The sequence below is a fragment of the Bifidobacterium sp. W8103 genome (assembly GCF_016100775.1).
Classification (GTDB): Bacteria; Actinomycetota; Actinomycetes; order Actinomycetales; family Bifidobacteriaceae; genus Bombiscardovia; species Bombiscardovia choladohabitans.
Window position 1 is genome coordinate 1,272,710 of record NZ_JACFRV010000001.1, and the last position, 23,707, is coordinate 1,296,416.

A 23,707-nucleotide genomic window follows, 5' to 3' on the forward strand; every position below is an offset into this window, starting at 1 on the left:
GCTTGCAGCAGATGATGCAGAACAAACGAAGGACGGATGACCATGGCACAGAAGGATGGGGCTGAGGAAGCCAGGCCGAACTTCTTCATGCGTATCGGGCTCTTCATCAAGCAGGTCATCGATGAGATCCGCAAGGTCGTGACCCCCACGGGCAAGGAACTGGTGGGCTGGTCCGTGGCCGTCTTCATCTTTGTGCTGCTGCTGATGGTCTTCGTGACCGTGATGGACTTCGGGCTGGGCAAACTGGCCTTCCTGATATTTGGCTGAGCCGTGACAAGGTAGAAGGTGGAGTGATCCATGAGTGATGATCTGACCAGAGAGGGATTGGACCCCGATCAGGCCGCTGAGTCGGTCCCGTCGGCGTCCAACGATGCCCCCACGCAGGAGGATGCCCAGGTCCAGGATCAGTCTCTCGGGTCCCCTGCTGAGCAGGACAGCACGCCCGCCGAATCCGCCCAGGCCAATGACACGCAGGCCGATTCTTCCGATTCCGACGACCAGACCGATCAGGAGGATCCCGGTCAGCGGGCCGTGGACGAGTTCTCCAAGAAGCTGCGCACCCTTGAGGGCAAGTGGTACGTTCTGCACACCTACTCAGGCTATGAGAAGCGCGTCAAGGCCAACGTGGAATCCCGCGTGGCCTCCTTCGGCTTGGAGGACAAGGTCTTCCAGGTGGAGATTCCCATGGAGGAGGTCGAGAAGCACACCGACAAGGGCAAGAAGGTCGTCACCCGCGTGCGTGTGCCCGGCTATGTGCTGATTCGCATGTGGCCCGACGAGAACGCCCGCCGCATCATCCGCGACACCGAAGGCGTCACCGGGTTCGTCGGCCCCAGCAAGGAGCCGGCGCCGCTGACCCGCAAGGAGGTCGTCCAGATGATGGCCCCCATGATCGCCTCCGAGGCCCTGAAGGCCGCCGGGGACAAGCCCGAGGCCGCCAAGAAGCGCACGGTGGAGGTCTCCTACGCCGTCGGCGATCAGGTCACCGTCACCGAAGGACCCTTCGCCACCATGGCCGCCGTGGTCTCCGACGTGGAGCCCACTACGCAGAAGCTGACCGTTCTGGTCTCCATCTTCGGCAGGGACACCCCCGTGGAGCTGGGCTTCGACCAGGTCGAGAAGATCGTCTGAGCGCCGTTGGCCGGTCCTCGGTCGATGCGATAATCGTCAAGCTTGTGCTCCCCTGTGGAGCGCATTTGGAAAGAACAGGTTGCGGGAGGGGATCTATGGTCTCCGACATCACCGCTTCGTAGAAAGAAGAACCAGCATATGGCTGCAAAGAAGAAAGTCACCGCGCTGATCAAGGTGCAGATAGAGGCCGGCAAGGCCAACCCCGCACCCCCCCTGGGCCCGGCTCTGGGTTCCCACGGCGTGAACATCATGGACTTCTGCAAGCAGTACAACGATGCCACCAAGGACAAGATGGGCCAGGTCATCCCCTGCATCATCACCGTCTACGAGGATCGTTCCTTCACCTTCATCACCAAGACTCCGCCGGCAGCCGACCTGCTGCGCAAGGCGGCCGGTGTCTCCAAGGGTGCCGGCAACCCGCTGACCACCAAGGTGGGATCCGTCACCAAGGCCCAGGTCCGCGAGATCGCCCAGACCAAGATGGAGGATCTGTCGGCCCGCGACGTCGAGGCCGGGATGAAGATCATCGAAGGCACCGCCCGTTCCATGGGCATCACCGTCACCGACTGAAATTTTCGTTGTGAGCGGTAGGGCACACGCTTGCCCGCACCGCGACTGCTGATAGGAGAAGCAGATGACCAAGCGTTCCAAGAAGTATCGCGAGGCGGCCGAGAAGGTCGATCGCACCAACCTGTACACCCCTGAGGAGGGCATCGCCCTGCTCAAGAGCATGCCCAAGCGCGGGTTTGACGAGACCGTGGAGGCCGTCTACCGCCTGAACGTGGACCCCCGTAAGGCCGACCAGTTGGTCCGCGGCACCGTCAGCCTGCCCAACGGCACCGGCAAGACCGTGCGCGTCCTGGTCTTCGCCCGTGGCCCCCAGGCGACTGCAGCCGCCGAGGCCGGAGCCGACGAGGTGGGCGACGACGAGTTGGTGACCAGGGTCGCCGGCGGCTACCTGGACTTCGATGCCGTGGTGGCCACCCCCGACATGATGGGCAAGGTCGGCCGTCTGGGCCGCGTGCTGGGTCCCCGTGGCCTCATGCCCAACCCCAAGACCGGCACCGTGACCATGGATGTGGCCAAGGCGGTCACCGAGATCAAGGCCGGACGTATCGAGTTCCGTGTGGACAAGAACGGCAACCTGAGCTTCCCCGTGGGCAAGGTCTCCTTCGAGCAGCAGGCTCTGGAGGAGAACTTCCACGCGGTCGACGAGGAGATCAAGCGCCTGAAGCCGGCCACGGTCAAGGGCCGCTACATCACCAAGGCCACCGTCACCACCACCATGGGCCCGGGCGTTCCCCTGGACATCGCGGTGCTCTGAGCCGGTTCGGCTGTATACTTCCAGAGCGGGAGACCTTCGGGTCCCCGCTCTTTTTGTATCTTGGCCAGGAGCACTTGGTCCGGCACCAGTCAGTCGGCGCTCGGATGCGACCTGCGGATTCTACCGATGATCAGGGCTGCCTGGAGGACGAAGGATTCCCGCGGGTCCATGGCATCCCAGCCGGTCACCTCCACGCAGCGCCTGAGCCGGTAGCGCACGGTGTTGGGATGGATTCCCAGCTTCTTGGCGGTGATCTCCAACGAGTTGCCCGAGCGCAGGAAGGTGAGCAGGGTGGTCGGCAGGGGCCCGTCCGGATCCTGTCCGGCCAGGCTCAGATAGACCTCCTGGTAGAGCTGGTCGGCAGCGTCCGTGTCCCCGTTCAGGGCTCGTTCGGGCAGCAGGTCGTCGGCGTGCAGTGGCCTGGGCAGGGCGGCGGTGATGGGGTCGGCAACTGACGGGGCCGCCGCGTGCGTGCTCAGGGCGGCTCGGAGGGAGGCTCCCGCACCGGATATCCCATGGTTCGGTGGCCCCAGACAGACGGCTGACTTGTCGGCGAAGAAGCGCAGGATGGAAGCGCAGAAGTCGGCCGGGGTGCCCGACCGGTCGGGGTCGATCAGGACCACCATGAGCCCCTCGCTCTCGCCCACCAGAGCCCTACCGCCTTGACGGGCCACCGTGGTGTGGATGGGCTGGCGGGCATTCTCCATGCCCTGTCCGTCTTCGTTGCCCCGGGCCTCGCCAACGACGGCGAAACAGTCGAACTCGGTCGGCCAGCCCAGCCGGGCCAAATCGTCAATGGTCCGTGTGTCCGCTGTTTTCTCGATCAGATGCCGGATGATTCTTGACTCTGTTGCGGCCTTGTGTCCGTTCCTTGCCTCGGCCAGGTCGGCGTAGAGAGCGGCTGCTGCGGTGGCGGCGTGACGGGTGTAGACCAGCGTCGACCGTTCCCCCTCGGCCCCCATGGTCCGGCCAGCCTCCTCAAGCATGTCCAGAATGACCCGGGTCAGCTCCATGGCCCTGTGGGGGCCCAGGCTCCGGGAGAGCTCGGCTGGCACGGGGGAGGGGACTTCACCATCTTCTGTGCCTTGTAAGTCGAGTCGGGAGAGCAGGTCGTCCAGGGCTGTTCGAACGGCCCCCTCCAAGGTTCTGTGCCCGTCGGCGGGCAGGGACCTGGCCCAGGGCAGTGCCTCCTCCAGATGATCCAGCGTCTTTCGGAGAATCTGCTGCATGGCGGCATCGGAGGCGGCAGGTGCCCGGTGGGCTTGCTGAGTTTCTGCAGGGTCGTCGTCCTTCGGTCCGGAACGTTTCGACTTGCCGATCATGACGGCCGGTCCATCAGGTTTTCGGCGCGCGCGCGGCGGCTCTGCCGGACCATGTCCAGGATCAGGAAGGGCACCACCATGTCCACCGGCAGCATGTGCCGTTCGAAGTTGTTGGCGGGGGCGGTGATCATGACCCCCATGATCAGCAGGAGGGGGAACCAGCACAGGACCCCGCGCCAGTTACCTGCCGCCAGGCGGGCGACGATCAGCAGCAGGGCGGCCACCACCCAGAAGTTGGCCCGGGCCACCAGGCCCAGCAGGGGGGTGTCGGCCCAGGTTCTGACGAATCCGGTCACCCCGTTGCGCCAGTCGTGGCACCAGGCCGCCAACCAGGAGCCCGAGTTCTGCACGTAGCCATTGTTGAGGTAATAGGACATGGCCACGTAGGCAGGGTCGCCGGGGTCGAAGTAGCCATAGGACTCGGCCAGGAAGGCATCCAGGTAGATCACCGGGTTGCGCATTCCCACTTGGAGCCAGGCCCGATTCAGCCGGGACAACTGCTCGGGCGTGACGGTCCTCCAGCGGTAGACGATCAGTTTGGGCTGGTTGCCCGAGGACTTGACCCGGTCGGCCTCCCAGGGGGTGTACTGGATGGCGGCGTTGTCCAGGTCCATGATGGGCTCAAGGTCGGCCCTTGCCTGGGCTGGAATCCCCTGGGGGTTAAGCTTGGCCACCCGGGCGATCTGCTGCAGCTGGATGCTGCGGCTCTCCACGGGATCGCCCTGGATGACCGTCCCCGTGGCCGTAAGGGCCCCGGTCACCCCCGTGAACAGGACCAGGGGCAGCAGAAGCCCTATCAGGATGGTGGCCCATTGGCGACGGTGGACGATCAGGGCCAGGACCAGCTGGGCCAGGACGATGTAGAGGGCGTACTTGGCGCTGATCAGCATGATCAGGGTGCTCAAGGCGAGGGCGGGCCGCAGTCGGGCCGCTTGGCTGGCGTAGAGCGGTGAGTTCTTGTCCACAGACTCCAGCTGGTGCCAGATGCCGAACCACCAGATGAAGGCGAAGGCGAAGAGGGGGGACTTGGTCAGGCTGAAGGTGCTGAAGACCACGAAGGGGGAGAGGAGGAAGAAGATCATGACCAGGGTGCGGGCCAGTGCCCCGACATGTTCGATTCCGCTCCCGCGCAGGAAGCGGTCGGCAGTGACGGCGCAGCAGAAAGCGGCGAAGATCACCTGCAGCCCTGCCAGGAGCACGATGCCCGCATCATAGGATCCGGTCAGATGGTTGGAGGCCATGATGGTCATCCCGTAGACGAGGGTCAGCACCATGTTGTGCTGGTCGGTCAGGAAGGTGGGATGCTCCGGCCACAGGTAGTGGCCGATGGGGTAGACGTCCATCTGGGTGAAGGCATTGCCGCCGTAGGGGGGCTGATCGCCCTGCAGCTGGGCCAGGAAGTTGGCGCATTCCTGGGCCTGCGCGTAGAGGTCGGCCCCGTAGGCGGCCAGCAGGGTAAGAAAAGCCCAGGCCCATCCCAGCAGGAGCAGACGCATGATGGGTCGCCAGCCACTGGTTTGTCTGGTGATGAAGGCCGCGTAGGCACGCATCCGCGGGCGCTGTGCCAGTGCGGTCAAGCGCTGTGGCATCCGGAGGGGTTCACAGCCCAGCAGAATCCGGCGGCAGGCCAGGACCAGTGCCAGGCAGATGGCCAGGGTTCCCAGCATGATCAGCACCTGGGGCAGACCCACCTGTGCCAGCGAACCCTGCTGACGGTAGATGGGGCCCAGACCGGTGCAGCAGGCAATCCAGAGGCAGGCCAGCAGGGCCAGGACAAGGCCGAGGGTCCGGGATGCACGGGAACCAGGCCTTCCGGTCTGCAAGGCTGAAGTCCGCACAGGTTGTTCGCCCGCCTCTCTCGGTTGCGCCCTTCCACTGTCTGCGCTCAAAAGAACCCCTTTCGCGGGTCATGCCTGGTCTACGGCTTCCCCATTTTATCCAGTGCCCATCCGAGGATGCGCTCAGAGCTGTCCAAGGGTCTCCTGTGAAAAGATACAAAAACCGGCAGCCGCTTTTGTGGGTGGTTCGCTACCGGGGCTGACCCCTTGTGCCGTATAGTGGAACGCGTGCCTCATCAGAATATCAAGTGGCAGCCATCGGCATCGCTGGACAGTGGCGTACTCTCCTCGATCGTGGTGCTCGACACCGTCGATTCGACCAATACGCTCGTGGCTCATGCTCTGGAAGCCTCGACGTATTCGGATGCGCGCGACCGGGTCGAGCGGCTGTTTGGGGGCGGTGAATCGACAACGAGCACGGAGACCGTGAAGGGACTGGCCTCTGGCACAAGGGGAAAAGCCGAAGATACGCCTCGAAAAAATGCCCTCCAGGGTGTTTCTACGACTACACGATACGAGGGAAGAGTCGCAAGTAAAGGTATTCGGCGATGGCCGGGCGCCGGGGGGAGCACCATGCCGCTGAGCGTAGCGGTTGCCGATGCGCAGTCCCGGTGCCGCGGTCGTCTTGCCCGAACCTGGGTCAATCAGCCCCGACGTTCCCTGCTGGCCACTTGGGCCCTGCCGCTGCCCACCAGCTTGCTGACCGGACCCTTAGGTGGATGGATGCCCATGGTGGCGGGAATGGCTGCCTTGGAAGGCCTGCAGGATGTGCTTGGGTACCACGGCTGCCGGCTGGCCGACGGCGGCGACCCGAAAAGGGTCCTGACCCTCAAGTGGCCCAACGATCTGTTCTGCCGCGGGGCCAAGCTGGGGGGCATCCTCTGCGAGCTGGTCCGGGTGGATCAGGACTGGTCGGCCCTGGCTGTCGGCATCGGCATCAACCTCCTGTTGCCCCGGCAGGCGCTGCCCATTGCGGAGTCCACCTCCCTGCAGCTGCATTACCAGGACCTGCCCGACTACCGGACCCTGCGCGACGATCTGGTCGACGCCATCAGCTGGCACCTGAGCGGGGAGATGGCCCCCCTCGGCCTTGACGGGTCGCTGGACAGGACCTTGAACGGGCCACAGGGGCTGCGCTCGCGGATTGTCGAACTCAGTTGGACGCTGGGCAGGCGGGTCAGGGTCGTTCCCGTGGCCGGTGAGCCTGTGGAGGGCCGGGCCCTGCAGATCAATCCGGATGCTTCCCTGCGGGTGCGGTTGCCCGACGGCAGCCAGGTCGACGTTTCCACGGCAGATGTGGGCGTCCTGCCTGAAGTGGCCGCTGTGGGAGCCTAAAGCCCACCCTGTCCATACTTTCCGTCAGTCCGAATCACCCTTGAGCAACCAGTGAGGAGAGGGGAATGAAAAAACTGCTGATCGCCAACCGTGGCGAGATAGCCCTGCGGGTTGTGCGCACCGCCCAGGAGATGGGCATCGCCACCGTGGCCGTCTATGCCGACCAGGATCGGGATGCCCCCTATGCCCAGATGGCGGACGAGGCCTACCTGCTGCCTGGGGACACCAACATGGAGACCTATCTGAACGAGGATCTGATCGTCTCCATCGCCCGCAGGTCCGGCGCTGACGCCCTCCACCCGGGCTATGGCTTCCTGTCCGAGTTCTCCTCCTTCGCGCACAAGGTGATCGAGGCGGGCATCACCTGGGTGGGGCCGGATCCGGAGGTCCTGGACGAGCTGGGTGACAAGATCACCGCCTGCAAGGTGGCCGAGCGGGCCCGGGTGCCCGTGGTGCCAGGCCTGAGCGAGCCCGTCACCGACATGCGCCCACTGCTGGACTTCGCCGACGAGCACGGCTATCCGGTCATGATGAAGAAGGCTGACGGCGGCGGCGGCCGGGGGATCACCCTGATCAACGACAGCGACGAGCTGCGCACCTTCTACATGAACCATGATGCCCTTCAGGGCGGCGACCTGGGCGACTACTTCATCGAGAAGTTCGTGGACCGGGCCCGGCATGTGGAAACCCAGTCCGGCAGGGACAGCCACGGACAGTTCACCGTCTACTCCACCAGGGACTGCTCGGTACAGCGACGCAACCAGAAGCTGGTTGAGGAGGCGCCGGCCCCCTTCCTCTCCGACGACGTGATCGCCCAGCTGGAGGGGTTCTCCCGCCGCCTGTTCGACACGGTGGGCTACGTGGGTCTGGGCACCTGCGAGTTTCTGGTCACCCCCAGGGACGACGTCTACTTCATGGAGGTCAACCCCCGGCTGCAGGTGGAGCATACGGTCAGCGAGCAGGTCTGCGGACTTGACCTGGTCCGCGAGCAGCTGCGGATCGCCGACGGTGGCTCCCTGAACGTGGCGCCTCCGCCCCGAGGCCACAGTTTCGAGCTGCGCATCACCAGCGAGGATCCGGCCACCAACCTGACCCCCAGCTCCGGGACCATCGAGTCGATTCAGTGGCCCTCCGGCCCCGGCATCCGCGTGGATTCGGGTGTCGAGGTGGGCGACACGGTCTCGCCCAGGGACGACTCCATGATGGGCAAGCTGATCGTGACCGCCCAGGACCGTCCGGCGGCCGTGGCCAGGGTCCGTCGGGCCCTGCGTGAGATGAGCATCAGCGGGGTCCCCACCCCGGCCGGCCTCTTCCAGAAGATCTTCACCAACCCCGAGTTCACCGCCGAGGACGGGCACTCCTTCGACGTGTCCACCAAGTGGCTGGAACGGGTCTACCTGAACGTGGAGCCTGCCTCCAACGGGAGCGGCCAGCCCGCCTCGGTCTCCGGCGTTTCGGCCCAGGAACAGGACAGGGACAGCGATCCCATGGAGACCTACAACGTGGAGATAGACGACAAGAGGGTCAGGCTTGCTCTGCCCCAGTCGCTGCTTGGCGGCATGGGCGGCGTCGGCGGCCACGGCGGCATTTCCCGGCCCCGGCAGCCCCTGCGCGGGCGCGGGCTGCGCGATCAGGAGCCCGGCGTCCCCCGGCAGGATGCGGCCCGGTCCGGCGTCATCGTGGCCACCATGCAGGCGGTGGTCACCCGCATCAACGTGGCCCCCGACCAGGAGGTGGACAAGGGCGACCTGTTGGTGGTTCTGGAGTCCATGAAGATGGAGAACTACGTCTATGCCCCGGCCAAGGGCCGCGTGAAGACCATCGAGGTGTCCGTGGCACAAGGGGTGGATCCGGGTCAGACCCTGGTCACCCTGGATCTGGGCGGAGAGGAGCAGGCATGAGCGTCACCGAATCCACCTTGGGCTCCCAGCCGGTGCGCCAGGGCATCCATCGGGCCGCCGCCCTGGCCAAACAGGCCGAGGAGCACGCCCGCGACCGTCAGCATGCCAAGGGCAAGCAGACCGCCCGGGAGCGCCTGGATCTGCTCTTCGACAAGGACACCTTCGAGGAGGTGGGCCGTTTCGCCGGCGGCGACATCGCCGGAGACCGGGCGGGCTCTGCGGTCATCACCGGCTTCGGCCTGGTCTACGGGCGCAAGGTCGGCGTCTACGCCCAGGACTTCTCCGTTAGAGGCGGCACTTTGGGCCGGGCCGAGGGTGAGAAAATCTGCCGGCTCATGGACATGGCCCTGCGGATCAAGGTCCCCATCGTGGCCATGATCGACTCGGGAGGCGCCCGCATCCAGGAGGGTGTGGCCGCCCTGACCCAGTACGGACGCATCTTCCGCAAGACCTGCCAGGCCAGCGGCTTCGTCCCGCAGATCTCCCTGATCCTGGGACCCTGCGCCGGCGGTGCCGTCTACTGCCCGGCCCTGACCGACCTGATCATCATGACCAAGGAGAACTCGGACATGTTCGTCACCGGTCCCGACGTGGTCAAGGCGGCCACCGGCGAGACCATCAGCATGGACCAGCTGGGCGGCGGCTACGTGCACAACACCCGTTCCGGCGTGGCCCACTACCTGGGCGAGGACGAGGCCGACGCCATCGACTATGCCCGGACCGTGCTGGCCTACCTGCCGGCCAACAGCGGCCAGGAGCCTCCCCGGTACGCCTTCATCTCCGGCCATGCCGAGCGCCAGGCCGCCAAACGACTGGCCGCGGTCATCCCCGAGAACGACCGGCAGCCCTACGATGTGCTGGACGTCATCCATGCCATCGTCGACTACGGCGAGCTGGTCCAGGTCCAGGAGCTCTACGCCCGGTCCATCGTGGTGGGCTTCGCCTGCCTGGAGGGCCGTCCGGTGGGGATCGTGGCCAACCAGCCCATGGTGGACGCGGGCAGCCTGGATGTGGAATCCTCCGAGAAGCTGGCCCGTTTCGTCCGCCTCTGCGACGCCTTCAACCTGCCGGTCATCACCCTGGTGGACACCCCTGGCTACAAGCCGGGCTCGGACCAGGAGCACGCCGGCATCATCCGCCGGGGGGCCAAGGTCATCTACGCCTACGCCAACGCCCAGGTGCCCATGGTCACCATTGTGCTGCGCAAGGCCTTCGGCGGCTCCTACATCGTCATGGGCTCCAAGGCCATCGGCGCGGACCTCAACTACGCCTGGCCCTCCTCGCAGATAGCAGTGCTGGGAGCCCAGGGTGCGGTCAACATCATCCATCGGCGCGACCTGCAGGAGGCCAAGGAGGCCGGCCGGGACGTGGATGAGCTGCGCAACCGGCTGGCCCAGGAGTATGAAACCAGCACCGTCAACGCCAATCTCTCCCTGGAGATGGGCGAACTGGACGCCATGATCGACCCGGAGCAGACCAGACCGGTCCTGATCCAGGCCATGGACCTCCTGGCAGACAAGCAGCGCGTCAGGGTCAACGACAAGCACCACGGCAACCAGCCTCTATGAGCTTCCCCTCGTCATTATCAGTAATCCCCAACTCTCTATGAATAGGACATCATGACCAGTACATTCTTCATCAACCGTCTCGCCGAGCAGCCGCACGCGCTCATGTTCGCCGGCCAGTCCAACCCCTGGACCGTGGCCCTGGCCGATCTGCAGGGTGATCCCGACATCGACAAGGCCCTGAGGGAGCGGATGGCGGCGGCCACCGACCTGCTCAGGGCTGTCAAGCCCGACCTGCTGGCCACCAACGGCCGTCAGCTGGACCTGTTCGGCTACAGGCCTGACCCGGTCAGGCTGGGACCGGCCGCCGACGCGGCGGTCAGCGTGCCCGGCATCGCCCTGGTGCAGCTGGGTGCCCTCATGGACATGGACCAGCTGGGCTACGATGCGGCCCAGGCCCGTCCGGTGGCCCTGCTGGGGCATTCCCAGGGCATCATCGGCGTCCACATGGTCCAAGAGATCCAGGCGGCTGGGTCCCTCAAAGCCGCCCAGGGTGCCATCGACCAGATCCTGGCCACCGCCATGCTGATCGGCGCGGCCGGCACCCGTCAGGCCCGTCGTCTGGGCATCCACCGCCAGGGTGAGGCCACGCCTATGCTCTCGGTGCGCGGTGCCACCCGCCGCCAGGTGGAGGTTCTGATCGATCGGGTGCCCGGCGCTCGCGGCCCCATCAGTGTGGCCGTGACCAACTCGGATCGCAACCTGGTCCTGTCCGGCTATCCGGAGGATCTGGCCGCCTTTGCCATCGAGGCGGGCAAGGAGGGCGAGCATCAGCGTCAACTGCGCGAGGACAAGGTCCGTGGTGGAACCGCTTTCTCACCGGTTCTGGAGTACCTGGATGTGACCCTGCCCTTCCACTCGCCGCTCATGAAGGACGCCGTGGATCTGAGCGTGGACTGGGCCTCCCGCTGCGGTCTGGACACCGAGCGTGCCCGGGTCCTTGCCCAAGAGGTCCTGCTCAACCATGCCGACTGGGCCGGCCGGATCGCCGAGGTCATGGACCAGCAGGATGCCGCCTCCCTCTGGCTGGTGGATCTGGGCCCGGGCGAGACCCTGGGCAAGCTGGTGGACAACCTGGTTCAGGGAACCGGCGTGGGCGTGGTCGAGGCCTCCAACCAGGCCCGGCGTGCACAGCTGTCCACCATGGAGGAGGATCCGGCCAGGACCCAGGACTGGTCCAAGCTGGCTCCCCGTCTGATTGAGACACCGGCCGGTCCCCGGGTGGAGACGGCCTTCAGCCGGTTGACCGGCAAGCCCCCGGTCATGCTGGCCGGCATGACCCCGACCACCGTGGAGCCCGAGATCGTGGCTGCGGCTGCCAACGCCGGCTACTGGGCCGAGCTGGCGGGTGGTGGCCAGGTGACCGCCGAAGTCTTCGATCGCCATGTGTCCCAGCTGGAGGACCAGCTGCAGGAGGGCCGCACGGTCGAGTTCAACGCCATGTTCATGGACCGTTACCTGTGGAACCTCCAGTTCGGCAGCCAGCACATCGTGCCCAAGAAGCGCGCCTCCGGCACCCCCATCGACGGGGTGGTCATCTCTGCCGGCATCCCCGAGCTGGACGAGGCCATGACCCTGATCCGTCAACTCAACGAGGAGGGCTTCCCCTACGTGGCCTTCAAGCCCGGCACGGTGGACCAGATCCGCCAGGTCGTGGCCATCGCACGCAAGGTAGCCCCCACCCACATTCTGATGGAGGTCGAGGGTGGGGCCGCCGGCGGGCATCACTCCTGGGAGTCCCTGGACGACCTGCTCTCGACCACCTACGCCGAGGTTCGCGCCTGCCCCAACATCGTTCTGGTGGCCGGCGGCGGCATCGGCACCCCTGAGCGGGCGGCCGACTACATCAGCGGCCAGTGGTCCCGGGCATACCATCTGCCGGACATGCCCGTGGACGGCGTCATGATCGGCACAGCGGCCATGACCGCCAAGGAGGCCCACACCAATCCCGAGATCAAGCGGGCTCTGGTGGCCACCCCCGGCATCGACACCTCCACCCCCGATCCGGATCCCTTCGCCCCCATGGGCGAGAAGTGGGTGCCCAGCGGCAAGTCTGTTGGGGGCGTGGGCTCCGGCCTAAGCCACCTGCACGCCGACATCTACGAGATGGAGAACTCCTCCGCCGAGTGCGGCCGCCTGCTGGTCCGGGTCATGAAGCACCCCGAGGAGCTGGAGACCCGCCGCGGGGAGATCATCGAGGCTCTGAACAAGACCGCCAAGCCCTACTTCGGCGATTTGGAGACCATGACCTACCAGGATTGGGCCCAGCGTTTCGCCGACCTGGCCTACCCCTGGGCCGACGACACCTACATCGACCGCTTCCTGCACCTGCTGCGGCGCATCGAGGCCCGTGTCTGCGAGCGTCAGAGCGGCGAGTTCGACTCCATCTTCGCCTCCAGGCAGGATGTGGCCGAGCCGGGGCAGGCGCTTCGTCGGCTGCATGAGGCCTACCCCCAGGCAGCCGAGCTCAAGGTGGTGCCCACCGATGTGGCCTGGTTCCCCGTCCTGGTACGCGAGTACCCCAAGCCCATGCCCTTCGTGCCGGTCATCGATAACGATCTGCTGCGCTGGTGGGGTCAGGATCAGCTCTGGCAGTCCGAGGACCCCCGCTACGGCGCCGACTCGGTCAGGGCCATCCCCGGACCCATCTCTGTGGCGGGCATCACCACGGTGGACGAGCCGGTGGCCTCCATTCTGGGACGGTTCGAGCAGGCGGCCATAGACCGGGTGCGCGACCTGGACAGCGGTCCTGCCAAGGCCTACAGTCAGCTGGCAGGCGCTGCCGACGCACAGGAGTTCATCCGCCGCAGCCCCAACATCTCCTGGGTGGGCCACCTGATGGCCAATCCTGCCTATGGGACGGCCATGGACGACCCCAACTACACCATCACCGCCACCGGCCGGGATGACCAGGGCGAGTACTACGACCTGGACATCCACCTGGATACCTACTGGGACGACGACCCCGACGGCGGCCTGGACCGGCATGCGGTGCGCGACATCGTCGTACCGCTGACCCTCAAGAGCGACCAGGTCGGCCTCTTCCCGGTGGTCGACCGTAGCCGCCTGCCCAAGGACGTCTACGCCTTGCTGGCCGATACAGCCGGGATCGCCAACACCACCATCACCGGCGACAAGCTGGAGGCCATGCCTGTCATCGAGAAGGACGGTGACGACCCTGAGCATCCCTTCGGCCTGGCCCACAGCGGTTACACCCTGGCAGCTAACCTGGGCTTCGACCATGAGGCGGCCACCGGAGGCGCCCTGCCCGATGCGCTGATCCCCTCAGGCTTCGCCCCCGACGCCCTGGTGGGTCCTGCCTGGCCGGCCATCTACGCAGCCCTGGGATCCGTCTATGTGGATGGCTTCCCCATCATCGAGGGCCTGCTCAACGCGGTCCATCTGGACCACCTGATCGAGCTGGAGGTCAGCGAGAAGCGCCTGCTGGAACACACCGGCCAGCGGATCGAGCTGACCAGCTGGGCCGAGCCCTACCAGGAATCTTCCTCTGGCCGGGTGGTGACCATCCATGTGGTCCACGCAGCCCAGGACGGGACCGTGTTGGCACGCGAGGTCGAGCGTTTCGCCATCCGTGGCCGTGCCTACAGCGACCAGCTTCCCCAGGAGGCTCCCGAGTACGGCGGCATCAGCGCCGACACGGTGGACACACCCCGCAGGCTGCTGCGCCGCGTCACCGTCACCGCCCCCAAGGACATGACCGCCTTCGCACGCACTTCAGGGGACTTCAATCCCATCCACACCTCCAGGCGGGGTGCTGCGGTCTCGGGCCTGTCTGCGCCCCTGGTGCACGGCATGTGGCTGTCGGCCACCGCCCAGTACGCGGCTCAGGCCACCGACGAGCAGGGCGTCCACTACGAGATCGCCGGATGGACCTACAACATGTACGGCATGGTCCAGCTGGGCGACAAGGTGGAGATCAGCCTGGAGCGTGTGGGCAAGGTCCGCCATGGCGGCTTGGTCCTGGAGGTCACCTGCAGGATCGACGGCCAGCTGGTCTCCCGCGGCACGGCCATCGCCCGCGCCCCACGGACCGCCTACGTCTATCCCGGCCAGGGAATCCAGCAGCAGGGCATGGTCCTGGACGAGAGGGCCAAGTCTCCGGCCGCCCGCGAGACCTGGGAACGGGCCGATGCCCTGACCCGCAGCAAGCTTGGGTTCTCCATCCTGGCCGTGGTGCGTGATAACCCCCACACCCTGACGGCCAAGGGGGTCACCTACCACCATCCGGAGGGTCTGCTCAACCTGACCCAGTTCACCCAGGTGGCCCTGGCCACAGTAGCCTTCGCCCAGACCGCCCGCCTGCGCGAGTCCGGCATGGACATCTGGCCCGCCTACTTCGCCGGCCACTCCCTGGGCGAGTACAACGCCCTGAGCTCCTTCGCCGGGGTCATGTCCCTGGAGACGGTCCTGGAGCTGGTCTTCCACCGCGGGTCCACCATGCACTCCCTGATCGAACGTGACGAGCAGGGACGCAGCAACTACCGGATGGGCGCCCTGCGTCCCAACCAGTTCGGCGTGGGCGACTCCGGTGTCAAGCAGTATGTGGAGTCCGTATCCAAGGAGTGCGGCGAATTCCTGGAGATCGTCAACTACAACCTGGCCGGCCAGCAGTACGCCATAGCCGGAACCATCGCAGGTCTGGAGTACCTGCGTGCCGATGCCAACCGTCGGGCCAAGGAGGCGGGTGGCAAGCCGGCCTTCATGTATGTACCCGGCATCGACGTGCCCTTCCACTCCACCCTGCTGCGCAAGGGGGTGCCCGAGTTCCGCGACACCCTGGACGCCCTGCTGCCCGAGCATATCGACTACTCCCGCCTGGAGGGTCGCTACATACCCAACCTGGTTGCACGGCCCTTCCAGATGACCAAGGAGTTCGCGGCCTCCATCCTGGAGGTGGTCCCTTCCGAACGCATCAAGAAGGCTCTGGACGATCCCAAGGTCTGGGATCAGTATGCGGCCGACGACCAGAAGCTGGGGCGTCTGCTGCTGACCGAGCTGCTCTCCTGGCAGTTCGCCTCCCCGGTGCGCTGGATCGAGACCCAGGCACTCATGTTCGATGCCCCCGAGCAGGGCGGCCTGGGCGTGGAGCAGCTGATCGAGGTAGGGCTGGGACATTCGCCCACCTTGGCCAACCTGGGCACCAAGACCCTGAAACTGCCCGACTTCCGCGAGCGTCACGTGAGCGTCTACAACCTGGGCAGGGACGAGAGCCGGGTCTATCTGACCGACACCGATCCCATGGCCCCGGTGGAGGAGGAGCCCGCAGTTCCGGTCCAGGATTCCAGTCCTGAACCTGCTCAGGCTCAGGCTGCTGCGCCTGCACCGGCATCGGAGCCAACTCCAGCCCCTGCCTCTGCCCCTGCCTCTGCCCCTGCGGTAGCCGAGGATTCGGCTCCTGCTCCGGCCCCGACCGCCGGTGGCCCATCAGGTGCCGATGTGGCCGACCTGCCCTTCAAGGCCTCGGATGCCATCGCCGTTCTGCTGGCCTACTCCACCAAGATCCGCCCCGAACAGATTGGACAGACCGACACCACCGACACCCTGACCAACGGCGTCTCCTCCAGGCGCAACCAGCTGCTGATGGACATCAGCTCCGAGCTGGGTGTGGCCAGCGTGGACGGTGCCGCCGAGGCCAGCATGACCGACCTGAGCGCCCTGGTGAACAAGGTGGCCCCCAACTATCGGCCCTTCGGTCCGGTGCTCTCCGACATCGTGCGTGAGCGCATCCGCGACCTCTTCGGCCCCTCCGGCCTCAAGCTGCAGCAGGTTGAGCAGCGGGTCTCCGACGTCTGGCAGCTGGGTGCCGGCTGGGTCTCGGCCACCGTGGCCAGCCTGGTTCTGGACACCCGTGAGGGTGCCTCCTCGCGTGGCGGCGACCTGGCGCTCCTGCCCACCGAAGCCGTCCCCACCGTGCCTGCGGCCAATGCGCTGATTGATCAGGCTGTTCAGCAGGTGGCCCAGCGTCACGGTGTCACGGTCTCCATGCCTTCTGCAGGCGGTGCTGCTGGCGGTGCCGTGGTTGACTCCGCCGCCCTGGATGCCTTCGCAGCCCAGGTGACCGGCTCTGAGGGTGTGCTGGCCTCTACCGCACGCTTCCTCCTGGACAAGTTGGGGCTTAAGCCTCCGGTCGTCCAGCCTGGCGAGAATGAGGATGCCGCTGTTGTGGCCGCCGTCGATGCCGAGCTGGGCAGCGACTGGCCCGAGCAGGTGGCGCCAAGGTTCGAGGCTTCGCGCGCCGTCCTCTTCGACGACCGCTGGGCCAGCGCCCGTGAGGATCTGGCTCACATCTACCACGAGCATGATGATGACCGCAGCCGCCTGAGCTTCGTAGGAGCCGGACGCGAGGTGCACGATCAGGCCGTCTGGTATGCCGAGCAGGCGGGCAAACGCGGCGAGCAGGATCTGGCCCGGGTCTTCAGCGGCATCGCCGACCAGGCCATGACCCCTGCCGACTCGGACCAGACCGCCGCACGATTCGCCAAGGACGTGGCCGTGGTCACGGGCGTGGCCCCCAAGTCCATCGCAGGGTCTGTGACTGCGGGCCTCCTGGAGGGCGGGGCGACGGTCATCGCCGTCTGCCACTCCCTGAAGCCGCAGACCGTCATCTGGGCCCGCGACCTCTACCGTCGCCATGCCGTAGGCGGTGCCCGTCTCTGGATTGTGCCCGCCAACCTGTCCAGCTACCGGGATGTGGACGCCCTGGTTGACTGGGTCGGCAATGAGCAGCGCAAGACCACGGGGGCCACGACCACCGTGCTCAAGCCCGCCTACGAACCCACCCTGCTGCTGCCCTTCGCAGCCCCCGCCATGCACGGGACCATGGCCGACTCGGGCCGGCTCTTCGAGTCCCAGGCCCGGCTCATGCTCTGGAGCCTGGAACGCCAGATCGCCGGGTTCGCTGGCATCGGGGCGGATACCGACGTCGACCACCGTCTGCATGTGGTTCTGCCTGGCTCGCCCAACCGTGGCATGTTCGGCGGCGACGGAGCCTACGGGGAGGTCAAGGCCGCCCTGGACGCCATCGTCAATCGGTCACGACCCGAGCAGGACTGGTCCGGTCGGGTCACCTTCGCCCACCCGCTGATCGGCTGGGTTCGGGGCACCGGGCTCATGGGCGGTAACGATCCGCTGGTCCAGGTGGTGGAGCGCCACGGCATCCACACCTACTCCACCGGTCAGATGGCTGATTCCCTGCTGGAGCTTTGCACTGTAGAAGCACGTCAGCAGGCCCTCCAGGCCCCGCTTCAAGCTGACCTGACCGGCGGCCTGGGCTCCAGCCCGCTGGACCTCAAGGCCCTGAAGGCCGAGGCTGACCAGGATGACAATCCGTCGACACCGGCCCCAGCCGGAAAGTCCGGTGATGCGCCCGCAGATGCCGGCAAGGATCCGGACCGGGTCATCAAGGCCCTGCCCACACCCCGGGTGCCCGCCCAGGCCCCGGTGGATCTGCAGGATTGGCAGGGCGTGACCGTTCGGCCCGAGGATCAGATCGTCATCGTCTCCATCGGTGAGATGGGTCCCTGGGGTTCCGGCCGCACCCGCTTCGAGGCCGAGATGGGCATCCACTCGGATGGACAGGTCGATCTGAGCGCCGCCGCCGTCCTCGAACTGGCCTGGAACATGGGTCTGGTCGAGTGGCAGGACAGCCCCAAGCCGGGCTGGTACGACACCGACGGCGAGCTGGTGCCAGAGCAGGACATCGCAGAACGCTACCACGACCAGGTGGTGGCCCGCTCCGGCATCCGTCCCTTCGACGACGGCATGGGCTCCGACTACCGCCAGGGCACCAATGAAGAGGAGGTCGACGTCTTCCTAGATCACGACGTGGCCTTCTCGGTGCCCACCAAGGACATGGCTCAGGAATACGTGGCCCAGGATCCGGACCACACCAGCATCGCCCGCGACGAGCAGTCCGGCGAGTGGACCGTCACCCGTCTGCCCGGCTCCCGCATCCGCGTGCCGCGTCGGGCCACCATGTCCAGGACCGTGGGCGGCCAGTTCCCCAAGGGCTTTGACCCGGTCAAGTGGGGCATTCCCGCCTCCATGGTCGGGGACGTGGATCAGATTGCCCTCTGGAACATCGTGACCACCGTGGACGCCTACCTGTCGGCCGGATTCACCCCTGTGGAGATCCTGCAGGCCGTGCATCCCTCCAAGGTTGCCTCCACCCAGGGGACCGGCTTCGGTGGCATGGCCTCCATGCGCAAGCTCTACCTGGACCGCTTCCTGGGCAAGGAGATCCCCACGGACATCCTCCAGGAGGCCCTGCCCAACGTGGTGGCCGCGCACGTCATGCAGTCCTACATCGGCGGATACGGCAACATGGTCCAGCCGGTCTCGGCCTGTGCCACGGCTGCGGTCTCCCTTGAGGAGGGCGCCGACAAGATCGCCCTGGGCAAGGCGGACTTCGTGGTCACGGGCGCCATCGACGACATCGGCGTGGAGTCGGTCATCGGCTTCGGCAACATGAACGCCACCGCAGATTCCGCCGAGATGTACGCCAAGGGCATCCAGCCCCGGTTCTTCTCCCGGGCCAACGACCGTCGGCGCGGCGGCTTCCTGGAGTCCCAGGGCGGCGGGACCATCCTGCTGACCCGCGGCGACATCGCCCTGCACATGGGTCTGCCCGTGGCTGGCGTGGTAGGGTACATCCACTCCTTCGCAGACGGTGCCCACACCTCCATCCCCGCACCCGGGCTGGGGGCTCTGGCGGCCGGCATGGGCGGCAGGGATTCGGACCTGGTGCGCTCGCTGGCCAAGCTGGGCGTGAGCCCCGACGACATCGCCGTGGTCTCCAAGCATGACACCTCCACCAACGCCAACGACCCCAACGAGTCCGAGCTGCACAACACCCTGGCCCACGCCATCGGGCGGACGGACGGCAACCCGCTCTACGTCATCTCCCAGAAGAGCCTGACCGGCCATGCCAAGGGCGGTGCCTGCATCTTCCAGATCAACGGGCTTACCCAGCTCTTCCGGTCCGGGGTGATCCCGGCCAATGCCTCCCTGGACTGCGTGGATCCGGTCCTGAGGCGCGACGACCATCTGGTCTGGCTGGAACAGCCCCTGAAGGTGGGCAGGATCAAGGCCGGGCTGGTCACTTCCCTGGGCTTTGGCCACGTCTCCGGCATCGGGGTCATCGTCAGCCCTGGGGCCTTCGAGGCGGCTGTGCTCAAGACCTCCGGCCAGGAGACCCTGGACCAGTGGCGTCGCCGGGCCAACGACCGTCTGGCCGCTGGTCAGCGCCACCTGGAGGAGGGCCGCATGGGTCGGGCCCCGCTCTACGAGCCCATCGACAACCGCCGCTTCCATGAGGACGGCCACGGGTATGTGGGCCATGAGGTCGAGAAGGCCATGCTGCTGGATCCCCAGGCCCGACTGGGTGCCGACGGCTACTACGACCGGAGCTGAGATCAACCCGAGTTGGTCGATTCCCCATCTTCTGCAGTGGGAGATGGGAAATCGGTGAGAGTCCAATCGCTGCACTGATCAGGGAGGTGGGCCAGACGGCTCACCTCCTTTTTTTGAGCCGAGGCTCTCTGTGCCTTATCTTCCTTTAGTTATGGATAGATGCAGCTGCTCCTACTAGGGTGGCTGCTTCCTTCGTGGAAGCATGGATTGAAATAAAAACCAAATTTGAACCCGACAACATGTCTTATGCTGCTTCCTTCACGGGAACGTGGATGAAATGTCCCTGGGTACGTCAGACCTGGCTATGACGATTACTCGTTTTGCCTCATGTCTCGAGCGTAGAGAGTCATACATAGGTATACGGGCTATATCCGGCATCAGAGCGATTAAGAAGGGCGGGTTTTGGGATCTTTCCCGGCTGCCTTTGGATTGGGTTGCTTTAGTGCTGCTTGATCGTGATTGGACCCGGTTCGTGAAAAGGTATAAAAAGTAAATGGGTGGCCCAGGTTTTACTTGGGATTATTGCTGGGCCACCCGAATGGCCAGACTTGTCTTGGGGCAGTCGTCCGGCCTCTTACTCGTGCGAAGTGTTAGTGTTAGTGGCCGCTGTTACGGAATTCCTGCGGCTGAGGTTCGTTGCCATAATACTCATGGCGAGAAGCTCGATTACCATAGCCACGCCGATATTTTTCCCTTCAGCTGTGGGCAGGACTCCTGCAGGCAGGAAGGTGCTGATTGTTGATGTCGTCGGATTGGGCGATCAAATCGAGCGGTTAGCAGATAGTGGCCTTTACAAGAACCGGAGTGTGCGGGGGGTGGGGTACTGCCCAGTGAAGTCTGCATAGGTTTGTTACTGGGATAAACCGTGCGATGACCAATTTGCTGCATGTTCCGGCTGGCCCGTGTGCTATGCTCTTTACCGAGCCAACGGCTTTGCGGGCGTAGCTCAATGGTAGAGCCTCAGTCTTCCAAACTGATTACGCGGGTTCGATTCCCGTCGCCCGCTCCACGATTATCGTAAGTATTCTGTCACTCTCGGCGGGTTTTCCAACAACTTGGAGCGGTCAGGATCGGGTCTGACTGAGCGAAATCTTCCCCAGTATTCGGTACTTTACGGGCTGAATGGGTACACGTTAGGGTACACACGGAGGTGCTCGGCTGACTGCAGCAACAAGGCCTCCCAGATGTCGCACAGGTATCGTAATCGTCCAGGACGGGAGAGGCTACTGGCATTTCCACTGGAACCATCTCTGGGTTCTATGACCAGGTTGGACAGTTGATAAAACGGGCCGCCAAGAATGGAAAGCTAATTGAGTTGTTATATCCAGTCAAGTATGCTTGGTGCATTAAGAGGTATGAAGCTTGACAAGAAAGTTGCCGCTTCCTTAAAGATTGAAAGAATTTCGAGAACACTTAAGGAAAGACACTGCTGGCAGCCCTCGGTGTTGATGGTTGTTGGGCATTGTTCAAGGGATTGGCGGGGTGATGATAGTGAGTATTGTGGCATCCGTCGGTTTTGCGCTGTCAATTATCTGCCTGGTCGAGTGTGTGACTCGTCTATTCCCCAAAGGAGTGACCACTGGCCGGGCAGTCTTGGTTGTTCTGCTATGCCTGGCGTTGATAATTCTGGGATTTGTCTCCTTGCATTTCATGGGTGGCCCTAAGGGTTCCATTCCCATGACTAACTGGATTATCTCTATAGCGCTGCTGGTGATATACGTGGCTGTACGGTCGGCGTTCTCCATTGTCGAGCAGATACATAGCGGCCAGCAGGATACGGATGAAAACCAGCTATAGTTTGCTGCGCCATGCGCACTAATGCCTGCAGCTTGCTTGCTGCTGGAAGCCGTATCTTTTTCGCATGCCTGCACGATGGGTGCAGGGCGTCGTCGCGACATTGCAGGCGCGCCTATTGTTTTCTGGTCACTGTTGTTCCCATGATCTTATCGGCGAAGGTCTGCCCTCTGCCATCCCATAAAGGTTAAAGAAAACCAATGAAGAGCGATGCGAAATCAGCAAGATGCGCTATCTCCCGCACGCCCATTCTCAGACCGGATATGGGCAGGTTGGAATCCTGGTCGCATACCTGAAGCTTGAGGAGAGGTGCGCCCAGGATTGCCCATTGCGCGTGGACCATGCGGAAATCACGCAGGCAACAGCCACAGAAACGCAATCGATCCAAGGTTGAGCAGATCCGCCTGGCGAAGATTTTCCAAATGCAATGGTCCCCACCAACTGTGACAGCAACGACGCAGGCAATACTATGCGAAGCAGGTACGACGCCACTCTGCGCCACCATAAAGCTGACATTATTACCTCCCCTCAAATACCATCCTCTTGCTTTTATTTTCGGTATGACAAGCGTAGTCCTGCATTGTCTATGATGACGTTCTCTCGGCTGCGCATCGAGAACGAAGGACTCAAGCAACTCCACTCCGAGCTGGAGAAGGTCGCAGTGCTTCCCGAACAAACAAACAAGTGTGAACCACTCTGGCCGAGATTCACGCATGGGCATGAGAGAATGGACGAGTGATTTGAACTCCTGATCAATGTCCAGCCGCTAATGATTCTTTTGCCGCTGTTTTCTGTATCTCCGTTCGCAGGTACGTGGCAAGCTAAGGACAATGCGTACTCATCACCGCTTGGATGGGATTCCTGTGGCTTCAGGTCCTACGAAGAGTCTATGAGTTGCTGCGCTGAATGTTCCTCAATGATTTGTGTGCGGTTGGCCCAGCCCGCTGACTTCCGAGCAGGTTGCTGACTGCGCTCTATGAGATATGGCAGACTCTCACTTCATCTATTCTTATCCATACCTTCCCTTCTTGCTAACCTCTTATTCCTTGTGGTTTTATTCCTGTCCAGGGTCATTTCTGCACGATTGCAGTGATCGTCGATTAGGACCATGGGTTGTGTGGTCTCCAAGCTCCTGACCGGATGATTTGCTGTAGGGGCCGATGAGGGGCATACTCGGGCCTATGAATGATGCCGGGTTTGGACAAGTGCTGGGGTTGGGACATGACCTGGTCGACCTGAAGGAGTTCGGCCGGCAGCTGGCTATGCCTGGCACACGTATGACAAGCTTGTTCTCGCCTCGGGAGCGGCGGCAGGCAGAGCAGCGGGCCCTGCTCAAGCATGACGATATAACGGCGCATTTGGCGGTGCGCTGGGCCGGTAAGGAGTCGGTGCTCAAGGCTTGGTCGCAGGCGCTGGGGTCTGAGCCATCGCCCTATGATCTGGATGATTTCCCCTGGAGCGGGGTGGAAATCTTGGACGACGGCCGAGGTCGGCCGAGCGTAAATCTAGAGTCCTCCGTGGAAGCCAGGCTTTACCATTCCTTGCCTCTACCCGGTGGTCAGGTCGATCGAGTGCAGTTGTGCTGGCACATCGCTCTCAGCCATGACGGGCCGGTGGCTTCGGCGGTTGTGGTTCTGTGCAGGTGCATCTGCAATTAGGCCAGGACATGTGGCGCATGTGGCGTTAATTCCTAGTTGTCGTGTTCGACAACCAAATAGAAGTCCTCGGCATATGGGGGTGATGCTTTTACTGTGTCGAAGTCGAATTCGACGTTCAAGGCTACAAATGCAGTCAGTTCTATGTATTACATGCGTCGCTCTAAGGGTTGACTGTGGTTCCCGTGTAGACTACATAAAGCTTCTTCTTGAGGTGTGTTCCCCGCTTCTGTGGGGATGATCCTTTGTGCCATTAGGATTTTATGTGCTCCCTGAATAGTCAGGGTATATAAGTCAACTTGTGTCATTAAGAGATTATAAATTTGGTATATTCCAAATCTTCGTGTTATGCTTACAAATTGTTACAACGAAGTCGTCCAATTGGCAGGATCGCTGAGCTGAGAACGGGG

At 64.0% G+C, this 23,707-nt stretch carries 11 protein-coding genes and 1 tRNA gene; 10 read left to right on the top strand and 2 right to left on the bottom strand.

The window, feature by feature from the left end:
• Positions 1 to 42: 42 nt before the first annotated feature.
• The 4 genes from secE to rplA all read left to right on the top strand — a co-directional run bounded on the left by secE (position 43) and on the right by rplA (position 2,455).
• Positions 43 to 267: a preprotein translocase subunit SecE gene (gene secE / locus H3U90_RS04815; RefSeq protein ID WP_015022453.1), complete on the top strand. Its 225-nt coding sequence runs from the start codon at positions 43 to 45 to the stop codon at positions 265 to 267.
• 30 nt (positions 268 to 297) lie between these two features.
• Positions 298 to 1,131 (top strand): transcription termination/antitermination protein NusG, encoded by an 834-nt coding sequence (gene nusG, locus H3U90_RS04820; protein ID WP_198177259.1) that lies wholly within the window; start codon positions 298 to 300, stop codon positions 1,129 to 1,131.
• Between the two features lie 138 nt (positions 1,132 to 1,269).
• Entirely contained in the window at positions 1,270 to 1,701 is a 432-nt protein-coding gene (gene rplK, locus H3U90_RS04825; RefSeq protein WP_015022451.1) for a 50S ribosomal protein L11, read from the top strand.
• A gap of 64 nt (positions 1,702 to 1,765) precedes the next feature.
• Positions 1,766 to 2,455: a 50S ribosomal protein L1 gene (gene rplA / locus H3U90_RS04830; protein WP_029678147.1), complete on the top strand. Its 690-nt coding sequence runs from the start codon at positions 1,766 to 1,768 to the stop codon at positions 2,453 to 2,455.
• An 89-nt stretch (positions 2,456 to 2,544) separates the two neighbouring features.
• On the opposite strand, the gene H3U90_RS04835 is transcribed toward rplA, so the two are convergent.
• Both H3U90_RS04835 and H3U90_RS04840 read right to left on the bottom strand, forming a co-directional pair.
• The gene (locus H3U90_RS04835) at positions 2,545 to 3,777 is read right to left on the bottom strand and encodes a PucR family transcriptional regulator (protein ID WP_198177260.1); all 1,233 of its coding nucleotides are present in this window, start codon (positions 3,775 to 3,777) and stop codon (positions 2,545 to 2,547) included.
• Positions 3,774 to 5,666, bottom strand: a complete 1,893-nt coding sequence (locus tag H3U90_RS04840; RefSeq protein WP_198177261.1) for a DUF6020 family protein — start codon at positions 5,664 to 5,666, stop codon at positions 3,774 to 3,776. The genes H3U90_RS04835 and H3U90_RS04840 overlap by 4 nt, the downstream gene beginning before the upstream one ends.
• A 522-nt stretch (positions 5,667 to 6,188) precedes the next feature.
• On the opposite strand from H3U90_RS04840, the gene H3U90_RS04845 reads away from it, so the two are divergent.
• The 6 genes from H3U90_RS04845 (at position 6,189) to H3U90_RS04870 (ending at position 23,300) form a co-directional block, all read left to right on the top strand.
• Positions 6,189 to 6,950: a biotin--[acetyl-CoA-carboxylase] ligase gene (locus tag H3U90_RS04845; protein ID WP_198177262.1), complete on the top strand. Its 762-nt coding sequence runs from the start codon at positions 6,189 to 6,191 to the stop codon at positions 6,948 to 6,950.
• Positions 6,951 to 7,015: 65 nt separating this feature from the next.
• Positions 7,016 to 8,851: an acetyl/propionyl/methylcrotonyl-CoA carboxylase subunit alpha gene (locus tag H3U90_RS04850; protein ID WP_198177263.1), complete on the top strand. Its 1,836-nt coding sequence runs from the start codon at positions 7,016 to 7,018 to the stop codon at positions 8,849 to 8,851.
• Positions 8,848 to 10,419, top strand: coding sequence for an acyl-CoA carboxylase subunit beta (locus H3U90_RS04855; protein ID WP_198177264.1), 1,572 nt, complete (start codon positions 8,848 to 8,850; stop codon positions 10,417 to 10,419). Before H3U90_RS04850 ends, H3U90_RS04855 begins: the two co-directional genes overlap by 4 nt.
• A gap of 51 nt (positions 10,420 to 10,470) precedes the next feature.
• The gene (locus H3U90_RS04860) at positions 10,471 to 19,848 is read left to right on the top strand and encodes a type I polyketide synthase (RefSeq protein WP_198177265.1); all 9,378 of its coding nucleotides are present in this window, start codon (positions 10,471 to 10,473) and stop codon (positions 19,846 to 19,848) included.
• A gap of 935 nt (positions 19,849 to 20,783) precedes the next feature.
• Positions 20,784 to 20,857, top strand: a tRNA-Gly gene (locus H3U90_RS04865).
• Between the two features lie 1,966 nt (positions 20,858 to 22,823).
• Entirely contained in the window at positions 22,824 to 23,300 is a 477-nt protein-coding gene (locus H3U90_RS04870; protein WP_198177266.1) for a holo-ACP synthase, read from the top strand.
• Positions 23,301 to 23,707 lie beyond the last annotated feature (407 nt).